The sequence below is a fragment of the Ruegeria sp. D1(2025) genome (genome assembly GCF_056536425.1).
Map to the genome: position 1 here is coordinate 249,161 of NZ_JBQFPO010000002.1, position 20,300 is coordinate 269,460.

At 57.3% G+C, this 20,300-nt stretch carries 12 protein-coding genes; 5 read left to right on the plus strand and 7 right to left on the minus strand.

The window, feature by feature from the left end:
* Positions 1-4: 4 nt before the first annotated feature.
* The 3 genes from ACR1XU_RS06910 to ACR1XU_RS06920 form a co-directional block, all read right to left on the minus strand.
* Complete coding sequence (locus ACR1XU_RS06910) at positions 5-3,190, minus strand: ATP-binding protein (RefSeq protein WP_480903849.1); 3,186 nt, start codon at positions 3,188-3,190, stop codon at positions 5-7.
* Positions 3,191-3,342: 152 nt separating this feature from the next.
* Positions 3,343-4,266, minus strand: a complete 924-nt coding sequence (locus ACR1XU_RS06915; RefSeq protein ID WP_480903846.1) for an SMP-30/gluconolactonase/LRE family protein — start codon at positions 4,264-4,266, stop codon at positions 3,343-3,345.
* A gap of 195 nt (positions 4,267-4,461) precedes the next feature.
* Complete coding sequence (locus ACR1XU_RS06920) at positions 4,462-5,649, minus strand: YcaO-like family protein (protein ID WP_480903843.1); 1,188 nt, start codon at positions 5,647-5,649, stop codon at positions 4,462-4,464.
* A gap of 38 nt (positions 5,650-5,687) precedes the next feature.
* Here ACR1XU_RS06920 and ACR1XU_RS06925 point away from each other — a divergent pair, with 38 nt between their 5' ends.
* Complete coding sequence (locus ACR1XU_RS06925; RefSeq protein ID WP_480903840.1) at positions 5,688-8,189, plus strand: adenylate/guanylate cyclase domain-containing protein; 2,502 nt, start codon at positions 5,688-5,690, stop codon at positions 8,187-8,189.
* Here ACR1XU_RS06925 and ACR1XU_RS06930 read toward each other — a convergent pair.
* The 3 genes from ACR1XU_RS06930 to ACR1XU_RS06940 all read right to left on the minus strand — a co-directional run bounded on the left by ACR1XU_RS06930 (position 8,183) and on the right by ACR1XU_RS06940 (position 11,637).
* The gene (locus ACR1XU_RS06930; RefSeq protein WP_170805891.1) at positions 8,183-8,626 is read right to left on the minus strand and encodes a hypothetical protein; all 444 of its coding nucleotides are present in this window, start codon (positions 8,624-8,626) and stop codon (positions 8,183-8,185) included. The genes ACR1XU_RS06925 and ACR1XU_RS06930 overlap by 7 nt on opposite strands.
* Before the next feature lie 15 nt (positions 8,627-8,641).
* Complete coding sequence (locus ACR1XU_RS06935; RefSeq protein WP_480903837.1) at positions 8,642-10,312, minus strand: peroxidase family protein; 1,671 nt, start codon at positions 10,310-10,312, stop codon at positions 8,642-8,644.
* 338 nt (positions 10,313-10,650) lie between these two features.
* A complete protein-coding gene (locus ACR1XU_RS06940) occupies positions 10,651-11,637 on the minus strand; it encodes a LysR family transcriptional regulator (protein WP_480440550.1) in 987 nt (328 codons plus the stop codon).
* A gap of 80 nt (positions 11,638-11,717) precedes the next feature.
* On the opposite strand from ACR1XU_RS06940, the gene ACR1XU_RS06945 reads away from it, so the two are divergent.
* Entirely contained in the window at positions 11,718-13,247 is a 1,530-nt protein-coding gene (locus ACR1XU_RS06945; protein ID WP_480903834.1) for a trimethylamine methyltransferase family protein, read from the plus strand.
* On the opposite strand, the gene ACR1XU_RS06950 is transcribed toward ACR1XU_RS06945, so the two are convergent.
* Positions 13,238-13,984 carry a sulfotransferase-like domain-containing protein gene (locus ACR1XU_RS06950; RefSeq protein WP_480903831.1) on the minus strand — a complete coding sequence of 249 codons (747 nt, stop codon included), beginning with the start codon at positions 13,982-13,984 and terminating at the stop codon, positions 13,238-13,240. The two genes, ACR1XU_RS06945 and ACR1XU_RS06950, sit on opposite strands and share 10 nt — an antisense overlap.
* A gap of 47 nt (positions 13,985-14,031) precedes the next feature.
* Here ACR1XU_RS06950 and ACR1XU_RS06955 point away from each other — a divergent pair, with 47 nt between their 5' ends.
* The 3 genes from ACR1XU_RS06955 to ACR1XU_RS06965 are packed head-to-tail and all read left to right on the plus strand — an operon-like array spanning position 14,032 to position 20,095.
* Complete coding sequence (locus ACR1XU_RS06955) at positions 14,032-16,398, plus strand: GcvT family protein (RefSeq protein ID WP_480903828.1); 2,367 nt, start codon at positions 14,032-14,034, stop codon at positions 16,396-16,398.
* The gene (locus tag ACR1XU_RS06960) at positions 16,395-18,773 is read left to right on the plus strand and encodes a GcvT family protein (protein ID WP_480903825.1); all 2,379 of its coding nucleotides are present in this window, start codon (positions 16,395-16,397) and stop codon (positions 18,771-18,773) included. The genes ACR1XU_RS06955 and ACR1XU_RS06960 overlap by 4 nt, the downstream gene beginning before the upstream one ends.
* The gene (locus ACR1XU_RS06965; RefSeq protein WP_170612124.1) at positions 18,770-20,095 is read left to right on the plus strand and encodes an aspartate aminotransferase family protein; all 1,326 of its coding nucleotides are present in this window, start codon (positions 18,770-18,772) and stop codon (positions 20,093-20,095) included. Before ACR1XU_RS06960 ends, ACR1XU_RS06965 begins: the two co-directional genes overlap by 4 nt.
* Positions 20,096-20,300 lie beyond the last annotated feature (205 nt).

Genomic DNA, 20,300 nt, shown 5'->3' on the forward strand with positions numbered 1-20,300 from the left:
CGTCTTAACCAAGATCCGCCAACGCCGCGTCTATTCGGGCCAGCATTGGCGTCTGCCCGGCCGTTTCAACAATGACGCGGGCTTTGGTCAGGTGTTCGAAGGCCAGTTGACGCTTTTTCCGGGCCTTGTACAGAAGCCCCATGATCATGTCGCAACGGGCGATGTAGTGGCCCTTGTCGTCAAACTGAGGGTTTTTGCGAATTTCCGCGATCATCTGGATCAGCTTCTTCTCGCCAAAAATCATGACCCAGACAACCGAGCGGAAGTTCTTCATGAACACGCCAAGCGAGCTTTCGCCTTCGCCGGTGAGTATGGCCAGATACAATTCGCACAGGAACAGCCGGGCCCAGTCGGCAGACACCTGCGTTCCTTCATCCGTGCGCTTCCGGATCGCATTCTCGACCTGTTGCAGCCCGGCAGCCACCTGGCCGTTCAATGCGTAGGCCACGCCCAGCATTGTCGCCGGGCCCATCGTGAACAGGGTCCATCCCTTTTCGGCGCAGTTGTCTATGTGTTTCTGAACAATCTCGATGGCCCCGGGCTTTTGCAGCGGCACCATGGCTGCGACCCGGGCCGCCTCGGCAATGGCGAGTTCAAATTCCACCTGTGAAGCCTTGCGCGCCTCTTCGGCCATTCGAAGCGCCAGTTCGTGGTCGTCCGTGACCATCGCAATCAGCGCCTTCATCGCGGTTCCGTAACCCAGCGAACGTGGGTCATTCTTGGATGTCCCGATCGCAATCATCCGGTCGGATGCCGCATGCGCACGCGCAACACGGCCCCGGGTCAGTTCGTTCCAGCCCATCGTTGCCAGAAAGAAGTTCTGGATATACGCGTCATCGATCTTGCTGAGAATGTCCTCCACCTCGCGCGAGCGGGCGTCGAATTCCGTGTTTTCAATGGGGGCAAAATATATGGAAACCGAAAGCTCGTTCACCATGGCATATGCCTGCGAGGCCGGGTCCCCCAGTCGTTTCGCCATGGCGGTCAGTTCCTGCTGAACCCAATGCGCTTCGCGGTATTTGCCGTTGCACACCAGGCAGGACACATAGTGGTGCAGGAACAGCGCGTGATGAGGGTTGTCACCGACCTGCGCAAGAATGGGCCGCACTGTCCCGGCCAGTTCGATAATCGTCTTGACCCGCAAGGAGATGTTCGAACAAAGCGCGAAACTGGACAGAAAGCGGGCAAAATGCTCTTTCGTGGCTATATCGGGGTCGCGCTGATAAAGCTCCAGCGCGGAATCGAAATACCGGTTGGCTTCGTCCAGTGAATAAACGCCAAGGCTCTTGTCACCCGCCATCACGTTATAGCGGAAGGCCTGATCTGTCCGATCGGTCTGCCCGTAGTGAAAGGCCAGCGTGTCCGCCGCTTCCTGCAACCTGTTCGCGTTTCGTAACGCCAGATTATCGGCAATCGCAAGATGCAGTTCAGACCGGCGCGAAGAGACAAGGCTCTGGTAAACCGAATCCCGCAACATCACATGTTTGAAAATGTAATCTGATGAGTTGGGTTCGCGATACAGTACATCCTGTGCCTGCAAACGCTTCAGTGCCGCCCCCGTTTCTTCCGAGTTCTCGACGAGTTGCGACAACAGCCCCGGATCAAACCGCCGTCCAATGACGGCTGCGGCCTGCAATACCGGTCGGTCCTCAGCCAACACCCGCTCCATTCTGGCGGTCAAAAGGCTGCGCATTGTGACGGGCAATCCGCTTTTGCTGATGTCAGCATCAAAACTGGCTTTGCGCCCCTCGACACGCAACGAACCCTGATCCAGCAGAAAGCCCAGAATCTCTTCGCCAAACAACGGGTTTCCTCCGGCCCGTTCCACCAGTTGCGCGGCAAAGCCGTCCGGAAGAACATCGACACCTAGCCGGTGTCGCGCCAGTTGAGCGAAATCTTCGGTATCCAGAGGTTTCAGGGCAACAGTCGTAACGGACACTTCGTCCAGCCATGGCGGCGTGTATTCCGGTCTTCGGGTCTGGATGAGCAGTAGATTCTTCAGGTCGTCCCGAAGGATCAGAGCACGCAGCAGATCCTCGGTCGCGCTGTCCATCCAATGGGTGTCTTCGATCAGAAGGATCACCTGCTCCTTTTCGCAGCGTGCCTTCAACAACAGTGGCAGCAGTTCTCGCGTGCGCAATCCGATCAGAACGCCGTCCAGTCCATCCAGCGATCCGGCAGGCGGCGTGAGGCCCAACAGGTTCAGAAGAAGTCCCAGGTGTTCATCGCTATACTGATCCCAGATCCTGAGACCCGACTCCACTTTGTTGGCAACTTTGACGGGATCATCGCCGTCGCTGATTAGGAAAGCCTTTCGGACAATTTCCAGAATTGGCAGAAACGGAACATGTTGGCCGTCGGCAAAGCAGTATCCCGTCAGAACCGTCGCACCCTCGCTGCCGATCCGTTGCAGGAACTCGAACACAAGGCGGGTTTTGCCAAGCCCCGGCTCGGCAACCAGATCGATCGCCTGAAGCCTGCCTTCCGTCCGCGCCAGCGCCGCTGACATCACATTCAACTCGTTGGTGCGACCGACATAGCTACTGAGACCCTTGGCCATTGAGGCGTCGAACCGGGTGGCATCATCGTGAATGCCCTGCAGTTCCCAGAGCTTTTGCGGAGCCGAGAACCCCTTGACCTCTTGTTCGCCGAAAAAGCTGAGCTCTGTCACCCACTCGACCAGTCCCCGCGTTGTATCGCAAAGCAAGGTGCCGCCGGGCGGGGCGAGGTTTTCCAACCGTGCCGCCAGATTTACCGTACTGCCCACCGCGGTCGTTGGGCCATCGTCGCCCTGAACGGCCGCCATCAGGACGTTGCCGGAACTGATACCAACGCGCATGTGGGGGCGAACGCCGAACCGGGCCTCGATACTGTCAGCCTCGGCATGAAACGAGGCATGGATCGTTTTGGCCGCCCGACAGGCCCGCAGCGCGGGGTCTTCCAGCGCGTCAGGGATTCCGAACAAGGCCATGATACTGTCGCCGGCGAATTCGCGCGCTGTGCCGCCATGCTCTTCGACGCCTTTCACCAGCATGTCGTAAACCAGCCGAACGAACTCCAGCGCTTTTTCTTCGCCCAGTTCAGCAACGATTTGGGTATAGCCGACCATGTCCGCGAACAGTACGCAGACCTGGCGCCGTTCCCCCAGATCAACCGGTCGACGCGTTCTTATGTTGCTGACATCCCCCATTTTGACAGAATGTTTACAACACCTTGGCATCTCTCGCCAGCATTAGGCATCACCTTGCCGTTAAGGCAAGCGTGGCTGGCAGCCAAAATGTCACGGGAAATGCCACCGTGGGTTGTGTTCGGCGCGCGTAGGTTGGATTCCGTGCGAAACCTTCAGGCAGTGAAGGCCAGTTTCAGCCCTGGGCGCGGCCATCTGGTTTTGTAGATCTTGCCGGTGCTGGACGCCGTGATCCACAGATCACGCATATCCGGCCCCCCAAAACACATGTTGGTTGTAAACAGATCCGGCACCGGGACATGCTCGGTTGTCCCGTCAAGGTTGAACACCGTAATACCACCATTGAAAATCGTGCCGACGCAAACGCGCCCGTCTTCTTCCACCCTCAGACTATCCAGCCACTGATATCCGGGCAAGGTTTGCACGACATTGCCGGGCATGCCGGGAATCGGTCCCGGTTTGACTTGCCCCGGTCCGGTGATTTCCATCGCCCAAAGCCTGCCGAATACGGTGTCCGAGACATAGACCGTCTTGCCGTCCGGCGACAGTCCGACCCCGTTTGGCATTGGGATTGTCGCCGCTTTGATCAGGGTTTTTCCGTCGATTGAGGCATAGTACAGTCCGCCATAACGCGTCGACTCTTCATCCTCGATACCGGTATCGGTGAACCAGAAGCCGCCAGATTCATCAAAGACGATGTCGTCCGGGGCGATCAGCCGCTTTCCTTCGTAGGAATCGAACAATTGCGTGACGGCACCGGTTTCCAGATCAACGCGGTGAACCGACCCGCCCTGATAGTGCGGACGAATGGGAGCGGGAACCGTGATCTGGTCAGGACCAAATGGAACGAAACTGTAAACGCCTCCGTTATTGCAGACATAAGCGGCCCCATCAGGTCCGATCGCGACGCCGTTTGGTCCGCCTGGAATTTCGGCAACCTTGGCAACTTTGCCATCCGTGCCCAGTCGAACCAACGTCTGTTCCTTGATGTCGACGAACAGAACCGATCCGTCGTTCATTGCCACGGGACCTTCCGGAAACCCCAGTCCGCTGCATACTTCTTCCAGTTTCAATGACATTCTCAAACCCCCTGTTCACGCCAGTTCTGTCGACTGTCATAAATTGTATGACGATGAAATAACGTTACTTTTCAATCTACGAGCCCAGCACGTCAAGACAAACCGTACACAAGGATGGTCCTTCCTGACGGGTCCGTGACGTAAGGCAGCCGTGCCAGATGGGTAGGACATTCTCGCAAGACAGGCCTGTACCGCTCACAACCGCAGGACGACCTTGTTCGGGGTCTTGGCGATCGGGGAGAGGTCCAATGCGTCGGCTTGCATCAGGCGCGGAATTCCAAAGCGGGGTTTCCAGTGGCACAAGTCGGGCGAAATGGCTCGCCAGACAGGCAGGTTGAATTCCGGCCTGGTCAGGTCGACAAACGCAACGCGGATCCCCGCGGCAGACAGCCTGTTTCCAATGCTTCGTGGTTCGTTAGGCAAGGGCGACGGGGCCGGCGATGCAGATGATATAGGGGGCGTGTCGATAGAAACCTCGGATAACCAGCGCGCCAATCCCGGTCGTCTGTGCGCTTCCTGTGCGCCGTTCTTTATCACCAGAAACATTTGCGCCATCTCGCACAGCGCGCTGAGCGCAGCATGTCGATACGTTGGTGCCGAAGCAAAACCAAATGCGATATGCCCCCGGGCGCTGACACCCGTCGCGGCCACGCTGGGAACTTCCAAGTCTGTGGTTATGTTCACAAGCGTCGGAGCCATGTCGTGGCTTTTACAGCGCTCGATAAATGCTTCAACTTCACTTCCCAGCAGGCGCGCTTCTATTGTGGGCCGCGACCGGCAACCGTACCACCATCGCCCGGTCGCATCGCGTTCTATCAATTCGAACAAGGCAGCACTTCTTGCTTGGTTGTCGGTTTGTCCTGCCGCACAACCGTTTGTGTCTGTTCTGGAAAACACCTGTGTGGACTCGTCATTGATGAAAACCGAGTCTGCCGGAAGCCAGATTGGTTGGCCTTGCAATCCCACGCCCTGTATCCAATCAATTTCCTCGGATTGGGCATCAAGGATTTCATCGACACCGGAATAGTTCGCGTTGAATTTGTCAGGGCGCGACAACTGAGTTTCAGAAAACCCGCAAAGCATGCGGGGATTCCAAACCTCGCCGGAAAGCTGATCTTCCCTGGCATGCGCAGTTACCAGATCAGGCCACCGGCATGCGCTTGCCAGTTCGATTGCCGACCCGACCCCGCTTTCTATCGAAAGTCCGTGCGTCAATCCCCTGCCAGAGCCCGCGCGCCCGGCACCCAGTAACGCGGATTCAGGCCAAAGCGGAAAAGCGTTCAGTGATGTTTCGTTGGGGTGGACCAGATTGCAATAGGCCGGCCAGCCATCCGGCGAAACGCGAACTTCATCGAAATACTTTGAAAGTTCATCTATACTCATGAGGCTAATTGTAAAGAATCCGTAGTGTTTCTGCCATAATGGAACAGATTGAACGCATAACGCCTGTTGTTTTGACCCCGTCGAACAGCGCCTCTGCGGATGTGTCCATACTTTTCCTGGACATGGTGTCCTACAGCCGTCGCGTCGCTGAAAACGAAGCCAAGACACTGGACTTCATGTCAAACTGCTTCGATGCGATCCGTATTCTAGCGCGCCGATTTCGCGGTGAGTTGGTCAAGACAATGGGCGATGGCGCGTTGCTGTACTTCTCAGACGTGGAATGTGCTGTTGATTTTGGGCTGGAACTTCACCGGATAGTTGACAAACAGCAGGTTGAGGAAGCTGAACCGTTCTTGTTCCGTGTCGGAATTCATATTGGGGAAGTAAGGTTCAAAAATGGGGACGTCTTCGGGCAGACCGTCAATATTGCGTCCCGTCTTCAAAGTATCGCAGAACCCGGCGAATGCATAATATCGAAGGACGTTTTTTCCACACTATCGGACAAGAGCAGCCTTCAGTTTGAATCCATTGGCGTTCCGAAGCTCAAGAACATCACAGCCCGAATCCCGGCGTATCGTGTTCTGGACCCGTTGCAACGCAATCGTTTGACTGATTTGCACCGGTTCACTGGCCTCAATCTCATCGGAACGGACGGTGCCGACCCCGCCGCGACATCGAAACCGCTAGGGACCAGGGCGCGCGGTATTCTGGCATATCTTGCGTTGAATTCGGGCGGCTACGAGACGATCGAACGCATCGAAACGCTGTTTGGCGGTAAGGAAGTCGTCAGTGCCGCGCTCACTGAGCTGGCGGAAAGCGAAACTGGTCTTGATGTTCAGGTTTTTCCCGATAGCGCGTTGATCCATCTTGATGTGGAACTGGATCGCACGGACCTTGGGGGAATGCTTGGCGATCTAAGGCAAAACAAGGTTCCGGAAAGATTGATCCTGGAGGCCAACTGGCCGCAGGAAATCCTTGCAGGTCTGGACGATATTACCCCACTCCTCGACAGCTGGCTCAGGATTACACGCGAGCGCTGGAAATGGTTGCTGCTGAGTGAAATGGAGCGTTTTCTTGAGCGCACCGATCCCGGAAACGAGCAGCGAGAGCAAGTTGCCCAGATCATCCTGTTACAGGAGCCTGGGCACGAAAGCGCGTCACTTGCGAAGATCGAATGCCGACTGGAACACGAAGACCGGGGTGGAGCGCTCGAGGAATTCAAAAGGCTCAAAAAGTTCCTGTTCGAGCATTACGGGATCTCGCCGGGTAAGCGCATTCGGCAGTTGATACAGGCGATACGAGGGAAAGCACCGGCACCGGAACAGCCACGCACAAGCGACATTCCGTCAAATATCGGACTTAAGATAGTCGTACACACATTCCAAGACGAATGCGTGGATTCAACTGCTTGGGAAGTCTCTTCATTTCGAGACGAGCTAATTGCCAACCTCTCCCGTTTCCGCGACTGGTCGGTTTTGGATGGGTCGGCAAGTTCATCGGACTCAACGAGAGCGTCGGGAAACATGATTTACGATGTCGAGGGACGGCGCCACATGTCCGGAGACCAGCCCATGATGGCTCTTATTCTGAAAGAGGCCGAAAACAGCAGGGTGATATGGTCCGAGGAGTTTTGCTTGTCCTCAGAGAACTGGCACGATGTACAGCACGAAGTTCTCCGATCAATTGCTGCCAAAGTAAGAAGTTACATTTCACTCGACCGAATTTCTTCGACACTCGGTACGTCTGCCGGAGGCAAAGACGTCACGGACATGTGGTTGCGCGCCGATCGTGCGCTGATGGAGTGGACCGCAACCGGGGCGGAAAACGCAGATGCGATTTTTCGTGAAATATTAAGAAACCACCCTGACCACGCACCGTCTTTGTATCGTATTGCCTCGATTTCGAACATTCAGCATGTGATCTGGCCCGGCCGGGTACGCGATCAAAGTGAAATAGAAGAGGCGGACAGTTTTGCCGCACGTGCCGTTGCCATCGACCCGCTCGATGCCAGGGTTCAGCGAACGGTCGCCTGGACGGCCGCAATGAACGGCGCTTTTACACGGGCATCGATGCACCTGGAACTGGCTGCCAAACTCAACCCCTCAAGTCCAGCCACGTTGGCCAGTTGTGCCATGGGCTTCGCCTGGTTCGGCGACTATGACAAAGCCAAATCGACCCTGACACAATGCGAAGCCTTGTCCGAATTATTGCCGTCCTGGTGTTGGGCCTACCACGCCTCAACGTATTTCTTCCTCGACAGACTGGAAGACGCCCTGCGGGCCGCCGAGTTGGGGGGCGACAGTATCCCGGACACACAAGGCTGGCTGGCTGCTGTCCATGCCAGAAGGGGTGACATGGATAGAGCTGGACGTGCATTCCAGGCCTTTTGGCAAAAGGTTTCGGAACATTGGACGGCACAAGATGAGGCGACGCCAGAACGGGTCGCCACGTGGTTCGCCCAGGCCTTTCCGATCAAAGAGCTATCCGACCAGCAAAAGCTTGGCGATGCAATTCAGGCGGCGCGATTGGCGGCTTATTGACAGCGGTTCAGGAAAATCACCGCGAGCAGATACTTTTTGGCCGCGGTTGAGGCTGAATTGCCACCCGAAAGTTCGACAATCTGATCTGCAACCGTCCCGACATAGGTGTCGATGATATTCGAACTCTTCCTGGGGATAGGAATAGTCATGTTGCAATTGTTGCCGGTCTTCCTATCATCCACCGGGCGTATTGTAAGCCCTCCACCGGAGAAATTATAACGCAACTGGTTTTGCTTTGTTAGTTGTTTGTCGTGTCCGTCCCTAATGGTGACTAAATTGCCATTGCTGACCATCTGGTCAAACAAATCCTCAAAGAAATTTCGGTGGTCTTTTCCAGTTCCGCCGTAATCTTGCATCCAGGTGTTTATGTGATCCCCGGCGTCAACCATACCGGCTTTGAGGTCGTTATTGCCATCTTTGACCAATATGTGTGTCATATTATTTCTCCCTTGCTATTGCGGTCCGTAAACAAATTTAACAATGTCGGTTAGGGTTATATGCGAATTAGTTTCTGATTGAGTTGGAATGCGGATTTTGAAGTCGAGATTGGCATTGTTATCCATAAATCTTAGAATACCTTCATGATCGGCATCCAGCGCCGCATGGAATGTTTCCATAACGACCCTAGCCGCAACGGGCCCCAGTTTTCCTTCCGGTGAACCCTCTGCCTCGGCAAGGGTATAGAACCACAAAGGGGTATGTTCGTGAAGAATTGAAGAGCTGGCCACCTCAGCGAACCGAGGGTCTTTATCCAAAAAGGCTTTGACGTCCAGAGTTTGTTTTTCTCCAAGAAACTCTGCCACTTCTTGTCCGCTCTGGAGTGAAAACTTCGATCCGCGCAATAAGGTCTGCAGCGGTAAGTTGAATATTTCGCCGTCGGTTTTTATGTGCGGGAAGTTTGCTTTAGGTATCTTGCCGAGATCGGAATTTATCCTAGTCGAAATTGGAGCCGCGAAAACATTGTTATTTTCTTTCCCCACCAGCTTCATGTCTACCCAATGGCGCCAAAATTGCCCCCAATAATATTCCAAATGGTTTTTGGTTATTTCACCACTAGATGTGTAATGAAGCAGGGTGCCAAGAGACGCGGACTCCTCGGGGTATTGATCAGGTGCGCCAATTGGCCAGGACAAGCCCCATGGACTATAAACTTTACGAACCATGCTGTGCCCAAATCGGAAAACCGCGGCTGCAAACTCAAGCGGGACCAGAAAATCAGCCGCGTCGTCCGGGGCGACAACGCGGCGACCCTCTGCCAAGACGGAATGATAGATGTCGCTGGGAATTAGTCTGGGCAAGTAATCAGTCAGTACGACGGCCTGAATGTGGCGCTTGGTTTCCAACTTTGCGTCCTGCTCAGTCGCCTCTAAAATCTTTGCAAGTTTTTGATGAAAACGAACCAGCAGAACATGCATTTGGGCCAATGCGAGATTGCTGTCAGCACGGGAGTCCACACACCTAGGTTGACCGTTATTAATATCTCGGGGCAGGTCAAATGTGGGTTCGATTTGTGTCGGTATATTTTGGTTTTGTCCCAAACAAGCGCCAGCCTCATTTATCCAATTGGCTGAACTCTGACCTTCGGCATGTAGCGTTCCAAAAAGTGACTCGAAGGTCAGCGCGTGATTGCTTGCATTAACCCAAACCGTCTCGTTATCGCCGTTTTCCTGCTTCTTCATATGTGTCAGATCGTGAGCCAGAAACTGGCCGAAGTAGGTGTAGGCGGCAGGTAATTCGGAGGCTGGGTCACTGTCATCCAGCATCGCCTCCGCCAGTGCCTTGAGCGTTTCCTCATCCGGCTGCTCTCTGTCACTGGTGTCGCCAGGTATGAGTCGGCTGTAATAGTTTATCTTTTCCGAGTCAGCCTGGCTGAATGTTTCTGCGAGGTTTTGCGCGCTGAGCAAGTCTGGGTGGTTGCATTTGCATTGTTCCAGGAACTTTTGAAGCTTGTCGAACGTCGTTAGTCTGGGTGCCGGGTGTCCGTCTTTGTCAGGAACAAGCGCGAGCTTGTTGCTTCCATCCTCGAGACTTTCGAAGAAACGCCAGGACGTGTTTTCTATTTTTTGCGGCGGTTGTTTTTGATCGGGCACATAATGAAACCCACCGCCGTGTGTTTCAACCATGGTACAATCCAATTAACCTACGGCATTATGCTTGCACATATAGCGGCTTTTACAAAGGAGATTCTAGATTCCCATTATTGGTCATTTGTTTGGGGTATCGCGTTCGGTTCGTTTCAACGCGCATTTTACCCAAGGAAAGGCGGTCTGAAGTTATTGTGGTCCGATCTCCTCCATACCATCTTGGGCGTGCCCGTCCTCGAAGTGAACCGCTATGACCGCGTGTAAGATAAGTGCTCAAACAAGAAGCTTTCTGTCTTCCTGCACAAGATCGCTGCCCAGAATGTCCGCTGAAATCGTCTGGAGCCGTCAATAGTTCGCCGACGGAAGCCCGGCCTCGTTCAGTTATTTACCAAGTTTTCGGCCAAGTCATATTCCACGTTTGTTGTTCCGACATCTCCCATATGCTTGGCAATTTGCTGTGTCAGCTTCTGTTTGGACATCTCAGCAAGCGCTTTTGGAAAACTCTGAAGCTCTTCTTTTCTGGCGACAACTGTCAGGGTGCGCGAGAGGCCGGAGACTGGAAGCTCTTTCAATCGCAAGCTCATGTTCTCCACCAATCCATCAATCAGCAAAGTTGGTGTCAAAAGGCTGAATCCCTGACCGGCAGAAACACAGGACGTAACCATGCTTGAACGGTCCGCCTGAATGACCTTGTCGGGTTCAAAACGCAAACGGCGCAAGTGTTGTGCAATTTGGCGGCCGGCGTTTGTTGTATCTCCGAACCGAACCAAGGGCAGCCGCGTCTGGATCGCCTCAAGACTATCTGTCGGGCCATCATATGTTTCGGGCAGAACCAGAAGGTATCTTTCGGTCAGAACGTGGTGGCGCTCAAGGCCATCCATGTCCAGAAAAGGATTTGAGGTGATCGCCAGATCCGCTTGCTTGGTCCTCAGCAAATGCTCGTGGTTGCCGCTTTGCCCGGCATGCAAGGTGATATCTTCGACGTTGAACACACGTTGGGCCAGGTCAATCAATGAAGGCGTCAGGGTCGTGGCGATAGAGGCTTGAATACCGACCCGAAGCAGGGTCAGGGATTTCTGGCCGACGTGGCGCAATTCGGTTTCCATGTCGGAAAACGCATCCAGAATCTTCTGCGCTTTGCTGTGCAGGCGCACGCCCGCGTAGGTCAGCCGGGCCGGACGTGTACTGCGATCCAGAAGCAGGGTGCCAAAGGCCTTTTCCAACGCGGTGATGTGCTGGGATGCCGCCGGCTGCGAGAGATTGAGCAGCTTCGCGCCCGCCCGCATTTGACCTGTTTCCGCAACGGCGACGAAGATTTCGAGTGAGCGCATCAGGCTTGGCGACAGTTTGCGACGATCCAGCATAGCTCATCCTTAGTATAAATGATGATTATACTGTTGGGATTTTCTTGGTTTCCGTCAAGCGCCGGGTCAACAGTTTTGCCATGACACGTTCGCGCCCATCCCGCCGTCGCAGGGCGACGGAAATTCGCACCTCTGCCGAGATGCGTGCGCCGTTTATTCTGCGAAAGCTCTCGACCTTCAATGTGCTCAGCGAAGCGGGGCTGGAGCAGATCGAGGCCAATGCGGACACCATCCTTGCCGAAACCGGAATGGAGTTTCAGGATGACCCAGAGATTCTGAAGATCTTTGCAGATGCAGGCTGTGACGTAAACGGAACGCGCGTGCGGTTCGCACCCGGCTTTTGTCGAAAAATGATCACTGCAACCGCGCCCGCGCAGTTCACGCAACATGCCCGCAATCCGGCCAACAGCGTTCAGCTTGGCGGAGAAGCCAGTGTGCTTTGTCCGGCTTGGGGGCCGCCTTTTGTGCACGATCTGGATCGCGGTCGTCGCTATGCATCGCATCAGGATTTCATCGATCTGATCAAGCTGCATCATAGCCTGCCGTGGCTTCACCACTCGGGTGGTGTGGTGTGCGAGCCGGTGGACCTGCCAGCCAACAAACGCCACCTCGATATGCTATATGACCACATTCGCTATTCTGATCGGGCCTTCATGGGGGCCTTTATCGGGGCCGAGCGGGCAGGCCACGCGATCGACATGGCGCGGATCGTTTTCGGTGAGGATTTTGTGGCCGAAAACGCCGTCCTCTATTGCGTGTCAAACACCAACGCGCCCCTTGTGATGGACAGCCATATGTCGGGTGCATTGAAGACCTATGCTCGCGCCGGGCAGCCGGTTGCCTGCACGCCTTGGGTTCTGACCGGGGCCATGTCGCCGTCCACTGTGGCAGGGACGTTGGCTCAGGTGTTGGCTGAAACCATGGCTGCAATGACTTTGACCCAATTGGTAAACCCTGGGGCACCCTGCATGATGGGCAGTTTCGCCTCGACCATGTCGATGAAGTCCGGCGCACCCACCTTTGGCACACCCGAGGCCGGGTTGATGGTATTGGCGGCCGGACAGCTTGCCCGCAGGCTGAATGTACCCTTGCACACGGTTGGTACGCTCAGCGCCTCAAAAGTTCCGGACGCCCAGAGCCAGCAAGAGGCTACCTGGGGTCTGATGATGTCGATGTTCGCGGGCGCAAACCTGATCAACCACGCCACCGGTTGGCTGGAGGGCGGGTTGGTAACCTCGTTCGAAAAAACGATCCTGGATCACGATCTGTGCGGCAAGATCGGGCGTTTCTTTGAAGGAATCGACATGAGCGAGAATGCCCAGGCGATGGAGGCGATCGCGGCGACAGGTCCGGGTCGGCATTTCCTCGGGTCCGAACACACGCAGGCCAATTTCATGTCCGCTCTGTTCCGGCCCTGGACCCCGGATGACAATTCGTTCGAACAATGGCACGCGGCGGGGGAGAAGGATGCCGCAACCCGCGCCAATGCAATTTGGAAAGAGCAGCTTGACGCATATGAAGATCCTGGTCTGGACCCGGACATTGACACGGAATTGCAAGACTATATCGCACGGCGAAAGGCCGAGAAACCCGATCGGGACTATTTCTGATGAGCTTGGGTTTCAGCGATGTCACGCATCTGAGTGTAGTACGGCAGGTGATGCGCCACGTGGTCGGCATATGGCTCGCCAAGCGCATCCAGTTCCGCCCGCACGTCCGTGACCACGGGCGCCTGGATCGCGCCGCTTTGCAGTACTTCGGTATGCCAGCTTTGCACCGATTGCCAGCCGTCCGGTACACTGCTGTCCCAGGAAAACGCATGCGCGAGATAGGGCAGCCCGACATGCGCCCAATAACGGCGCAGCGTCGCTTGCGGATCGCGGCGCAGTTGATCGACGGTGATGACCAAAGGGTCAAGTCCCAGCTCTTTCAGCGCGGTGTACAGTCGGTACTGGGCTTCATGTCCCAGTTCCAATCGGGTGAATTCGGGATCCCGTTTAGCATAAGACAGCGCCGCTTCGGCCGGGTCGCGCAGCAAAAATGCGTGGCTCATCTGATGAGTAAATTCGGGATCCAGCGGCAAGGCTTCGGTGACATAGTAAGCCATATCCTTGAAAAACAAGGGGTTGATTGCAGCCTTTGCGCGGATCATGGCCCGAATATCGTCGTATGTCGCAGGGTGCCCGGGTTCGGGCGTGAAACCCGGAAACAGCCGGTCTTTGGTGGTCAGATAGTGATGGTACATGAACGGCTCGTGCAGCACGGTCAGATCACCGCGCTCGCGCATGACACGTTCAAAAGCGGTCGAAACCGAGCGGGGATGGCACCACAAAGCATGTATCGTCATGCGCCGACCCTAAGTTCGGTGCCTTTGTCGCGTCAATGGAGGGCAGCATGACCCGTATCCTGATCATCGGGGGCGGCGCGATTGGTCTCAGCCTGGCCTACCATCTGGCCAAGCGCGGTGCTGAAGATGTCACCGTCCTGGAGCGAAACCAACTGACCTCGGGCACGTCGTGGCACGCGGCCGGGATCGTTGGTCCCTTGCGGGCAACTCCAAACATGACGCGGTTGGCGATGGCCGCACTCGAGGTATTTCCAGCCCTTGAGGCCGAAACCGGAATGTCGACCGGCTACCGCCAGACCTCAGGCTACTGGCTGGCACGCGATCCCGCTCGTCTGGACGAGTTGCACCGGATTGCGGATCTTGGTCAGACGCTGGGATTGAGCCCGCGCATGGTCTCGGCCTCGGACGTACCCCTGACGCAGCTTAATCTGAGCAGTCACGTCGGCGCCCTGTTTGTGCCTGAAGATGCCAATGTGAACCCGGTCGATTTGTGCATGGCTTATGCCAAAGGTGCGCGCGACAGTGGTGTAAAGATCCATGAGCACACCGGTGTTCAGGCCCTCCGCAAGTCGGGCACTCGAATCATTGGCGTAACCCTGACCGATGGAACCGAACTGGACGCAGATCAGGTGGTCATCGCCACCGGTGCCTGGTCACGCGAGCTGGCGGCCAGCGTGGGCGTGGCGCTGCCGTTACAGGCGGTCGAACACATGTATGTGGTCACTGAACCCATGGCCGGCCTGCCAAACCCATTTCCGGTGATCAGGGATCTGGACCGGGGCATCTACATCAAGGGCGACGCGAGCAAGCTGGTGATCGGCGGCTTTGAACCCAACGCCAAATGCTGGGACGCCTATGGCCCCGAAGGCGACCGCCCATTCCTTGAGATGACCGAAGATTGGGACCAGTTCACCCCCTTCATGGAGGCCGCGTTGGAGCTGTGCCCCAGCCTTGAAACCGTGGGCATCCAGCATTTCATGAATGGCCCCGAAAGCTTTACGGCGGACACCCGGCCACTTGTAGGTGAGACCTCGGTTGATGGCCTGTTTGTGGCCGCTGGCATGAATTCGGTCGGGGTGATGTCTTCGGCAGGAATTGGACGGGCACTGGCGGATTGGGTGATCGACGGCCACCCCTCCATGGATATGTGGGAGGTCGATGTGGCCCGGGTCGACCCCGCTACGGCGACTGCCGGGCACATGGCACAACGCATGGAAGAGGCCGTCGCGGATCTCTTTGCCTTGCACTGGCCGTATAAGCAGCCCCAAGCTGGGCGGGGTTTGCGGACCACCCCCTTGCACGACCGCTGGGCCGGGGCCGGGGCACATTTCGGGCTGACAGCAGGTTGGGAGCGTGGGCTCTATTACGGCCCGGCACAGGATTATTCCATAGCCGATCAGGGGTGGTGGCCTCTGGCCGAGGCGGAAGCGGCTGTCATGAGTCATGGCACCGCCCTGATCGAGTTGAGCCCGTTTACCAAACTGGAAATCACCGGCCCGGAGGCTCTGGTGGCGCTGAATCGCCTCACCACCGCGCAGATGGACGTGCCTTTCGGTCGGGCTGTCTACACCCAGATACTCAATGCGCGCGGCGGCATCGAGATGGACGTGACCATCACGCGGCTGCGCGGGGATGCGTTTCACCTGACCTCGGGCGCGGCCACACGCAGACGCGACCTGACGTTTCTGCGCCGCCACCTGAAGGGCGACGTCATGGTTCAGGACTTGACCGAGGCGTTCTGCACCATCGGTGTGATGGGGGCAGGCAGCCGGACTGTTCTGCAAAGCCTGGGTGACCTTCCCGAGATACCCTTTGGCCACGCCGCCACCGCCGAATTGGCGGGCACTTCATGCCGTGCGACCCGCGTCAGTTTTGTCGGAGAGCTGGGCTGGGAACTGACAGTGTCCAATGCGCAGGCCCCCAAGCTGTTCGATGCGTTGCGAAACGCAGGCGCAACCCCATTGGGTCACTACGCCGTGGATGCATGCCGATTGGAAAAGGGTTTCAAACATTGGGGGCATGAGCTTGGCCCCGAGATCACTCCGCTTGAAGCCGGTCTGGGGTTCACCATCGATTGGTCCAAGGAGTTTGTGGGTAAAGCGGTGTTGGAACAGCAAAAACACCAGGGGCTGCATCGACGTCTTGTCCTGCTGCAGGTTCAGGGCGCGGCCCTGCTGCTGCATGACGAACCGGTGTTCGAGGACGGCACCTATGTCGGGTTGACAACTTCGGGTGGACGCGGGCTACGAACGGGGCTGAACCTGTGTTTTGCCATGGTATCGGTCCGGCCGGGCGAGACATTGGACGAGACATGCGGCCGAATTTTCAAAATTCGGGTCGCAGGGCAGGACTATTCGGCGCAGCCCCTGCGCCGCCCGCCCTTTGATCCCTCAGGCGAAAGGATGCGCGCATGATCAAGGCGCAGGTAACGATCATCGGCGGTGGGGCCATGGGCGTCTCGCTGATGTATCATCTGGTCAAGGCGGGTTGGTCCGACGTTTTTCTGGTCGAGAAGAACGACCTGACCCATGGGTCGACCTGGCATGCGGCCGGGCTCTGCACCCATTTCGCGCACAATCCCACGATTCAGGAACTGCGTGCAACTTCTGTCCGGCTTTACCGGGATATTTTACCGCAGGAAACCGGGCGCGATTGTGGGTTTCATCGCTCGGGTGCGATGCGGATCACGCGCAACCCCGACCGGATGGACGAGTTCCGCCACGTGGCCGGCCTGTCCGAGTTCACCGGCTATCCGCTGGAGGTGCTGACACCGGAACGGATCGCCGAACTGTTCCCCCTGGCAAAACTGGATGGGTTGATCGGTGGGATTTATGAACCCGATGACGGCCACGTAGACCCAACGCTTGCAACCCACGCGATGGCCGAAGTCGCCCGACGTGGCGGCGCCCGGATCCTGCGCAATTGCGCGGTCATCGCGGTTAAGCGCCAGCAGGATCATTGGTGGATCGAAACCGAGAAAGAGACGATCGAGACTGTCCACGTGGTCAACGCCGCAGGCACTTGGGGCTGGGAGGTTGGCCGCATGATGGGGCTCAACATCCCCTCGGTTCCTGTGCTGCACCAATATCTGGTGACGGACACGGTCGACGCCGTGTCGTCCCGGATAAAGGAGGGCTTGCCCGAGTTGCCGATCATTCGAGACCCCGAGGAAAGCTGGTACGTCAGACAGGAACGCGACGGGTTGATCCTTGGGCCGTATGAAAAGGACGCCAAGGTCTGGTCAGTCGACGGTGTACCGCCGGATTTCGGCGCGGACCTGATGCCGCCGGATCTGGACAGTGTCGAACACATCATCATGGCCGCGATGGACCGTATTCCGGCGCTGGAAACGGGTGGCGTGAAATCGGTGATCAACGGCCCCATTACATTCACACCGGACGCCAACCCCCTGATCGGGCCTGCGCATGGCCTGGAGAACGCCTGGCTGCTGACCGGCTCGTCCATGGGCGTGATGGAGGGCGGCGGCGCAGGCTGGTTCCTCGCCCACTGGATGACCCATGGCGCGCCGCCAATGGATGCGCTGGCAGTGGACAGCCGACGCTTTGGCGTCTGGGCGGATCGTGACTATCGCGTGGCCAAGGCCATCGAATGCTTCGGTCTGCAATTCGGTGTGCACTACCCGCACGAGGAACGCCCCGCCGGGCGCGGCCTGCGCCTGTCTCCGCTGCACGACCTGATGGTCGAGCGCGGCGCGGTAATGGGGGCGGCCTATGGTTGGGAGCGACCGAACTGGTTTTCGGACATGCCCGGGGCTGTGGCCGACGAAACCTTCCGCCGCGCCAATTGGTTCGAACATGTGGCGCGAGAGGTCGACGCCGCGCATAACCGCGTTGCGATGGCAGATTTGTCGGTTTTCTCGAAATTCGACGTCACCGGCCCGGATGTTGTCCCGTTTCTGGAGGCGCTGGGCGCAAACCGCGCACCCGCGCCGGGCCGGATTGCCCTGACCCACGCATTGACATCGGCAGGTGGTGTACTGTCGGAGTTCACCGTCACGCGTCTGACCGAAGACCGCGCATATCTTACCAGTGCCGCTGCGGCGGAGCAGATCGATTTTGATCTGCTGACACATGTCGCCGAAGGTTTTGACGTCATGGTTCGAAACGTCTCCGAGGATCTGGCGGTCATCGGTGTCATGGGCCCGAAGTCGACTGACGCTCTACCCGAGTTGGTCGATATGCCCTGGCTGACCGCGCGCGAGACCCACGTGGCGGGCATCCCCCTGCGCGCCCTGCGTGTGTCCTATCTGGGCGAATGCGGTTGGGAGTTGCATGTCGCCAATAAGCATGCGGCAAGGCTCTTCGTAATGCTTGAGGAGACCGCGAAACCTCATGACCTTGGGTTTTATGGGGCCTATGCCGCAAACTCCATGCGTCTCGAAAAAGGTTATCGTGGCTGGGGCAGTGACCTGACGACCGAGCGCAGCCCTCTTGAGGCTGGGCTGACCCCGTTTGTCCGCAACGACCTGCGCACCAAGCTGGCCCGCGACGACGCGTGGGACATGGTGCTGCTGGATGTCGAAGCCGGTCAGGTCGATCCGTTCTACGCGCACACGATATGGAAAGACGGGGTGCCGGTAGGGATCGCCACCTCGGGGGCCTATGGTCATCGCACCGGCAAGGTCCTTGCCTTGGCCTACCTGCGTGACCCGACCGCGCGCGAGGGGCTGACCATCTCGATCCTGGGTCAGCACCGTGCCGCGACCATCCTGCCGGAAGCCCCCTTTGACCCCAATAACCATCGACTGAAAACCGGAGGTTCCAAATGACTGACCACCCCCTTCACACCGACTGGGACTTCTCGAATACCGCCGCGCGACGGGACCGGTACTATGCCGCTTCGCTGACGCGGTTCACGCCCTTCCGCGAGCCCATTGTGTTCAAAAAAGGCCAGGGCCAATACCTGTGGGACACGGACGGGCGGAAATATACGGACTTGTTGGGGATGAATGTCTGTATCTCGGTCGGGCACTCGCACCCACGCGTGGTGGCAGCAGCAAGCGCGCAGGCGCAGGAACTGACCCACTGCACGACAATGTTCTACCACCCGACACCCGCACATCTGGCCGAGGAACTGGCCGCGACCATGCCCAAGGGCCATGACTGGGTGGTGCATCTGACCAACTCTGGGTCCGAGGCGATTGATCTAGCGATGACCATGGCGCGCACCTATACCGGCAATCTGGACCTGCTGGCGTTGCGCACCGCTTATCACGGCCCCACTGCCGCAGCGCAGTCGATCACAGGTATTGCCGGGTGGCGCCACCCGGGTATGCCCGGCAACGTCGCCTTCGTTCCCGAACCCAACCAGTATCGCGGCATCTTCGGGCCAGGTACCCAGCCGTATCTGGAAGAGATCGACCGCACCATCGCCACAGCGACATCCGGTCAGGTGGCGGGCATCTTTGTGGAAAGCGTGCAGGGCTATGGCGGCATCATCGAAATGCCGCCGGGCTATATGTCCGGCGCAGCAGATCGCGTGCGCGCGGCAGGGGGGCTTTACATTGCCGATGAAGTTCAGTCAGGCTTTGGCCGCACCGGCGAAAACTTCTGGGGGTTCGAGGCAGACGGCGTTGTCCCCGACATCATTGTCATGGCCAAGGGTCTTGGAAACGGCTTTCCGATCGGAGCGGTTGTGGCCAAAAAACAAGTTGCGGCGCCGATGGCCGAAAGGTTCATGTTCCACACCTACGGCGCCAACCCGACCTCGGCCGCCGCCGCCCGTGCCGTACTGGCCGTTATGCGAGACGAAGGGCTTCAGGAAAACGCCCGTATTGTGGGCGCAGCGCTGTTGGAACGGCTTAATGACCTGAAAGACAAGTACAAGGCCATCGGTGATGTTCGCGGCAAGGGTCTTATGCTGGCGCTGGAATTCGTGAAAGACCGGGACAGCAAAGCGCCTGACAAGGAGATGACAGCAGAGGTCTTCGAAGCCTGCCGCGCGCAGGGGATCATCCTGTCAAAGTCCGGTCCTTTCCAGCAATGCCTACGGATGGTGCCGCCACTTTGTTTGTCCTTGGAAGATGTGGACCAGGTGGCAAACAGCCTCGACCAGGCGCTCGAAATGGCTGAAGGTACTGCCCATGGATAAAGGATAGCCCTGTGAAACTGCTGAAAGCGGTGGCGCGACAAGGGCCCTTTTGAGGGACCCGCCAATGTCGATTGGCTAGGTGGAGTTCGAGCCTAGGATGTTGATTGGTTCAGGCAAGCTCTGACCGACAAGGGTGCGCATCTGTATCCGGGGTCGGAACCAGCGCAAGGCCACCGTAAGACTTTGCGAACACCGCTATCAAAAA

Coding starts and splice junctions, on each gene's coding strand:
- ACR1XU_RS06910 (WP_480903849.1), bottom strand. CDS start 3,190: ATGGGGGATGTCAGCAACATAAGAACGCGTCGACCGGTTGATCTGGGG.
- ACR1XU_RS06915 (WP_480903846.1), bottom strand. CDS start 4,266: ATGTCATTGAAACTGGAAGAAGTATGCAGCGGACTGGGGTTTCCGGAA.
- ACR1XU_RS06920 (WP_480903843.1), bottom strand. CDS start 5,649: ATGAGTATAGATGAACTTTCAAAGTATTTCGATGAAGTTCGCGTTTCG.
- ACR1XU_RS06925 (WP_480903840.1), top strand. CDS start 5,688: ATGGAACAGATTGAACGCATAACGCCTGTTGTTTTGACCCCGTCGAAC.
- ACR1XU_RS06930 (WP_170805891.1), bottom strand. CDS start 8,626: ATGACACACATATTGGTCAAAGATGGCAATAACGACCTCAAAGCCGGT.
- ACR1XU_RS06935 (WP_480903837.1), bottom strand. CDS start 10,312: ATGGTTGAAACACACGGCGGTGGGTTTCATTATGTGCCCGATCAAAAA.
- ACR1XU_RS06940 (WP_480440550.1), bottom strand. CDS start 11,637: ATGCTGGATCGTCGCAAACTGTCGCCAAGCCTGATGCGCTCACTCGAA.
- ACR1XU_RS06945 (WP_480903834.1), top strand. CDS start 11,718: ATGACACGTTCGCGCCCATCCCGCCGTCGCAGGGCGACGGAAATTCGC.
- ACR1XU_RS06950 (WP_480903831.1), bottom strand. CDS start 13,984: ATGACGATACATGCTTTGTGGTGCCATCCCCGCTCGGTTTCGACCGCT.
- ACR1XU_RS06955 (WP_480903828.1), top strand. CDS start 14,032: ATGACCCGTATCCTGATCATCGGGGGCGGCGCGATTGGTCTCAGCCTG.
- ACR1XU_RS06960 (WP_480903825.1), top strand. CDS start 16,395: ATGATCAAGGCGCAGGTAACGATCATCGGCGGTGGGGCCATGGGCGTC.
- ACR1XU_RS06965 (WP_170612124.1), top strand. CDS start 18,770: ATGACTGACCACCCCCTTCACACCGACTGGGACTTCTCGAATACCGCC.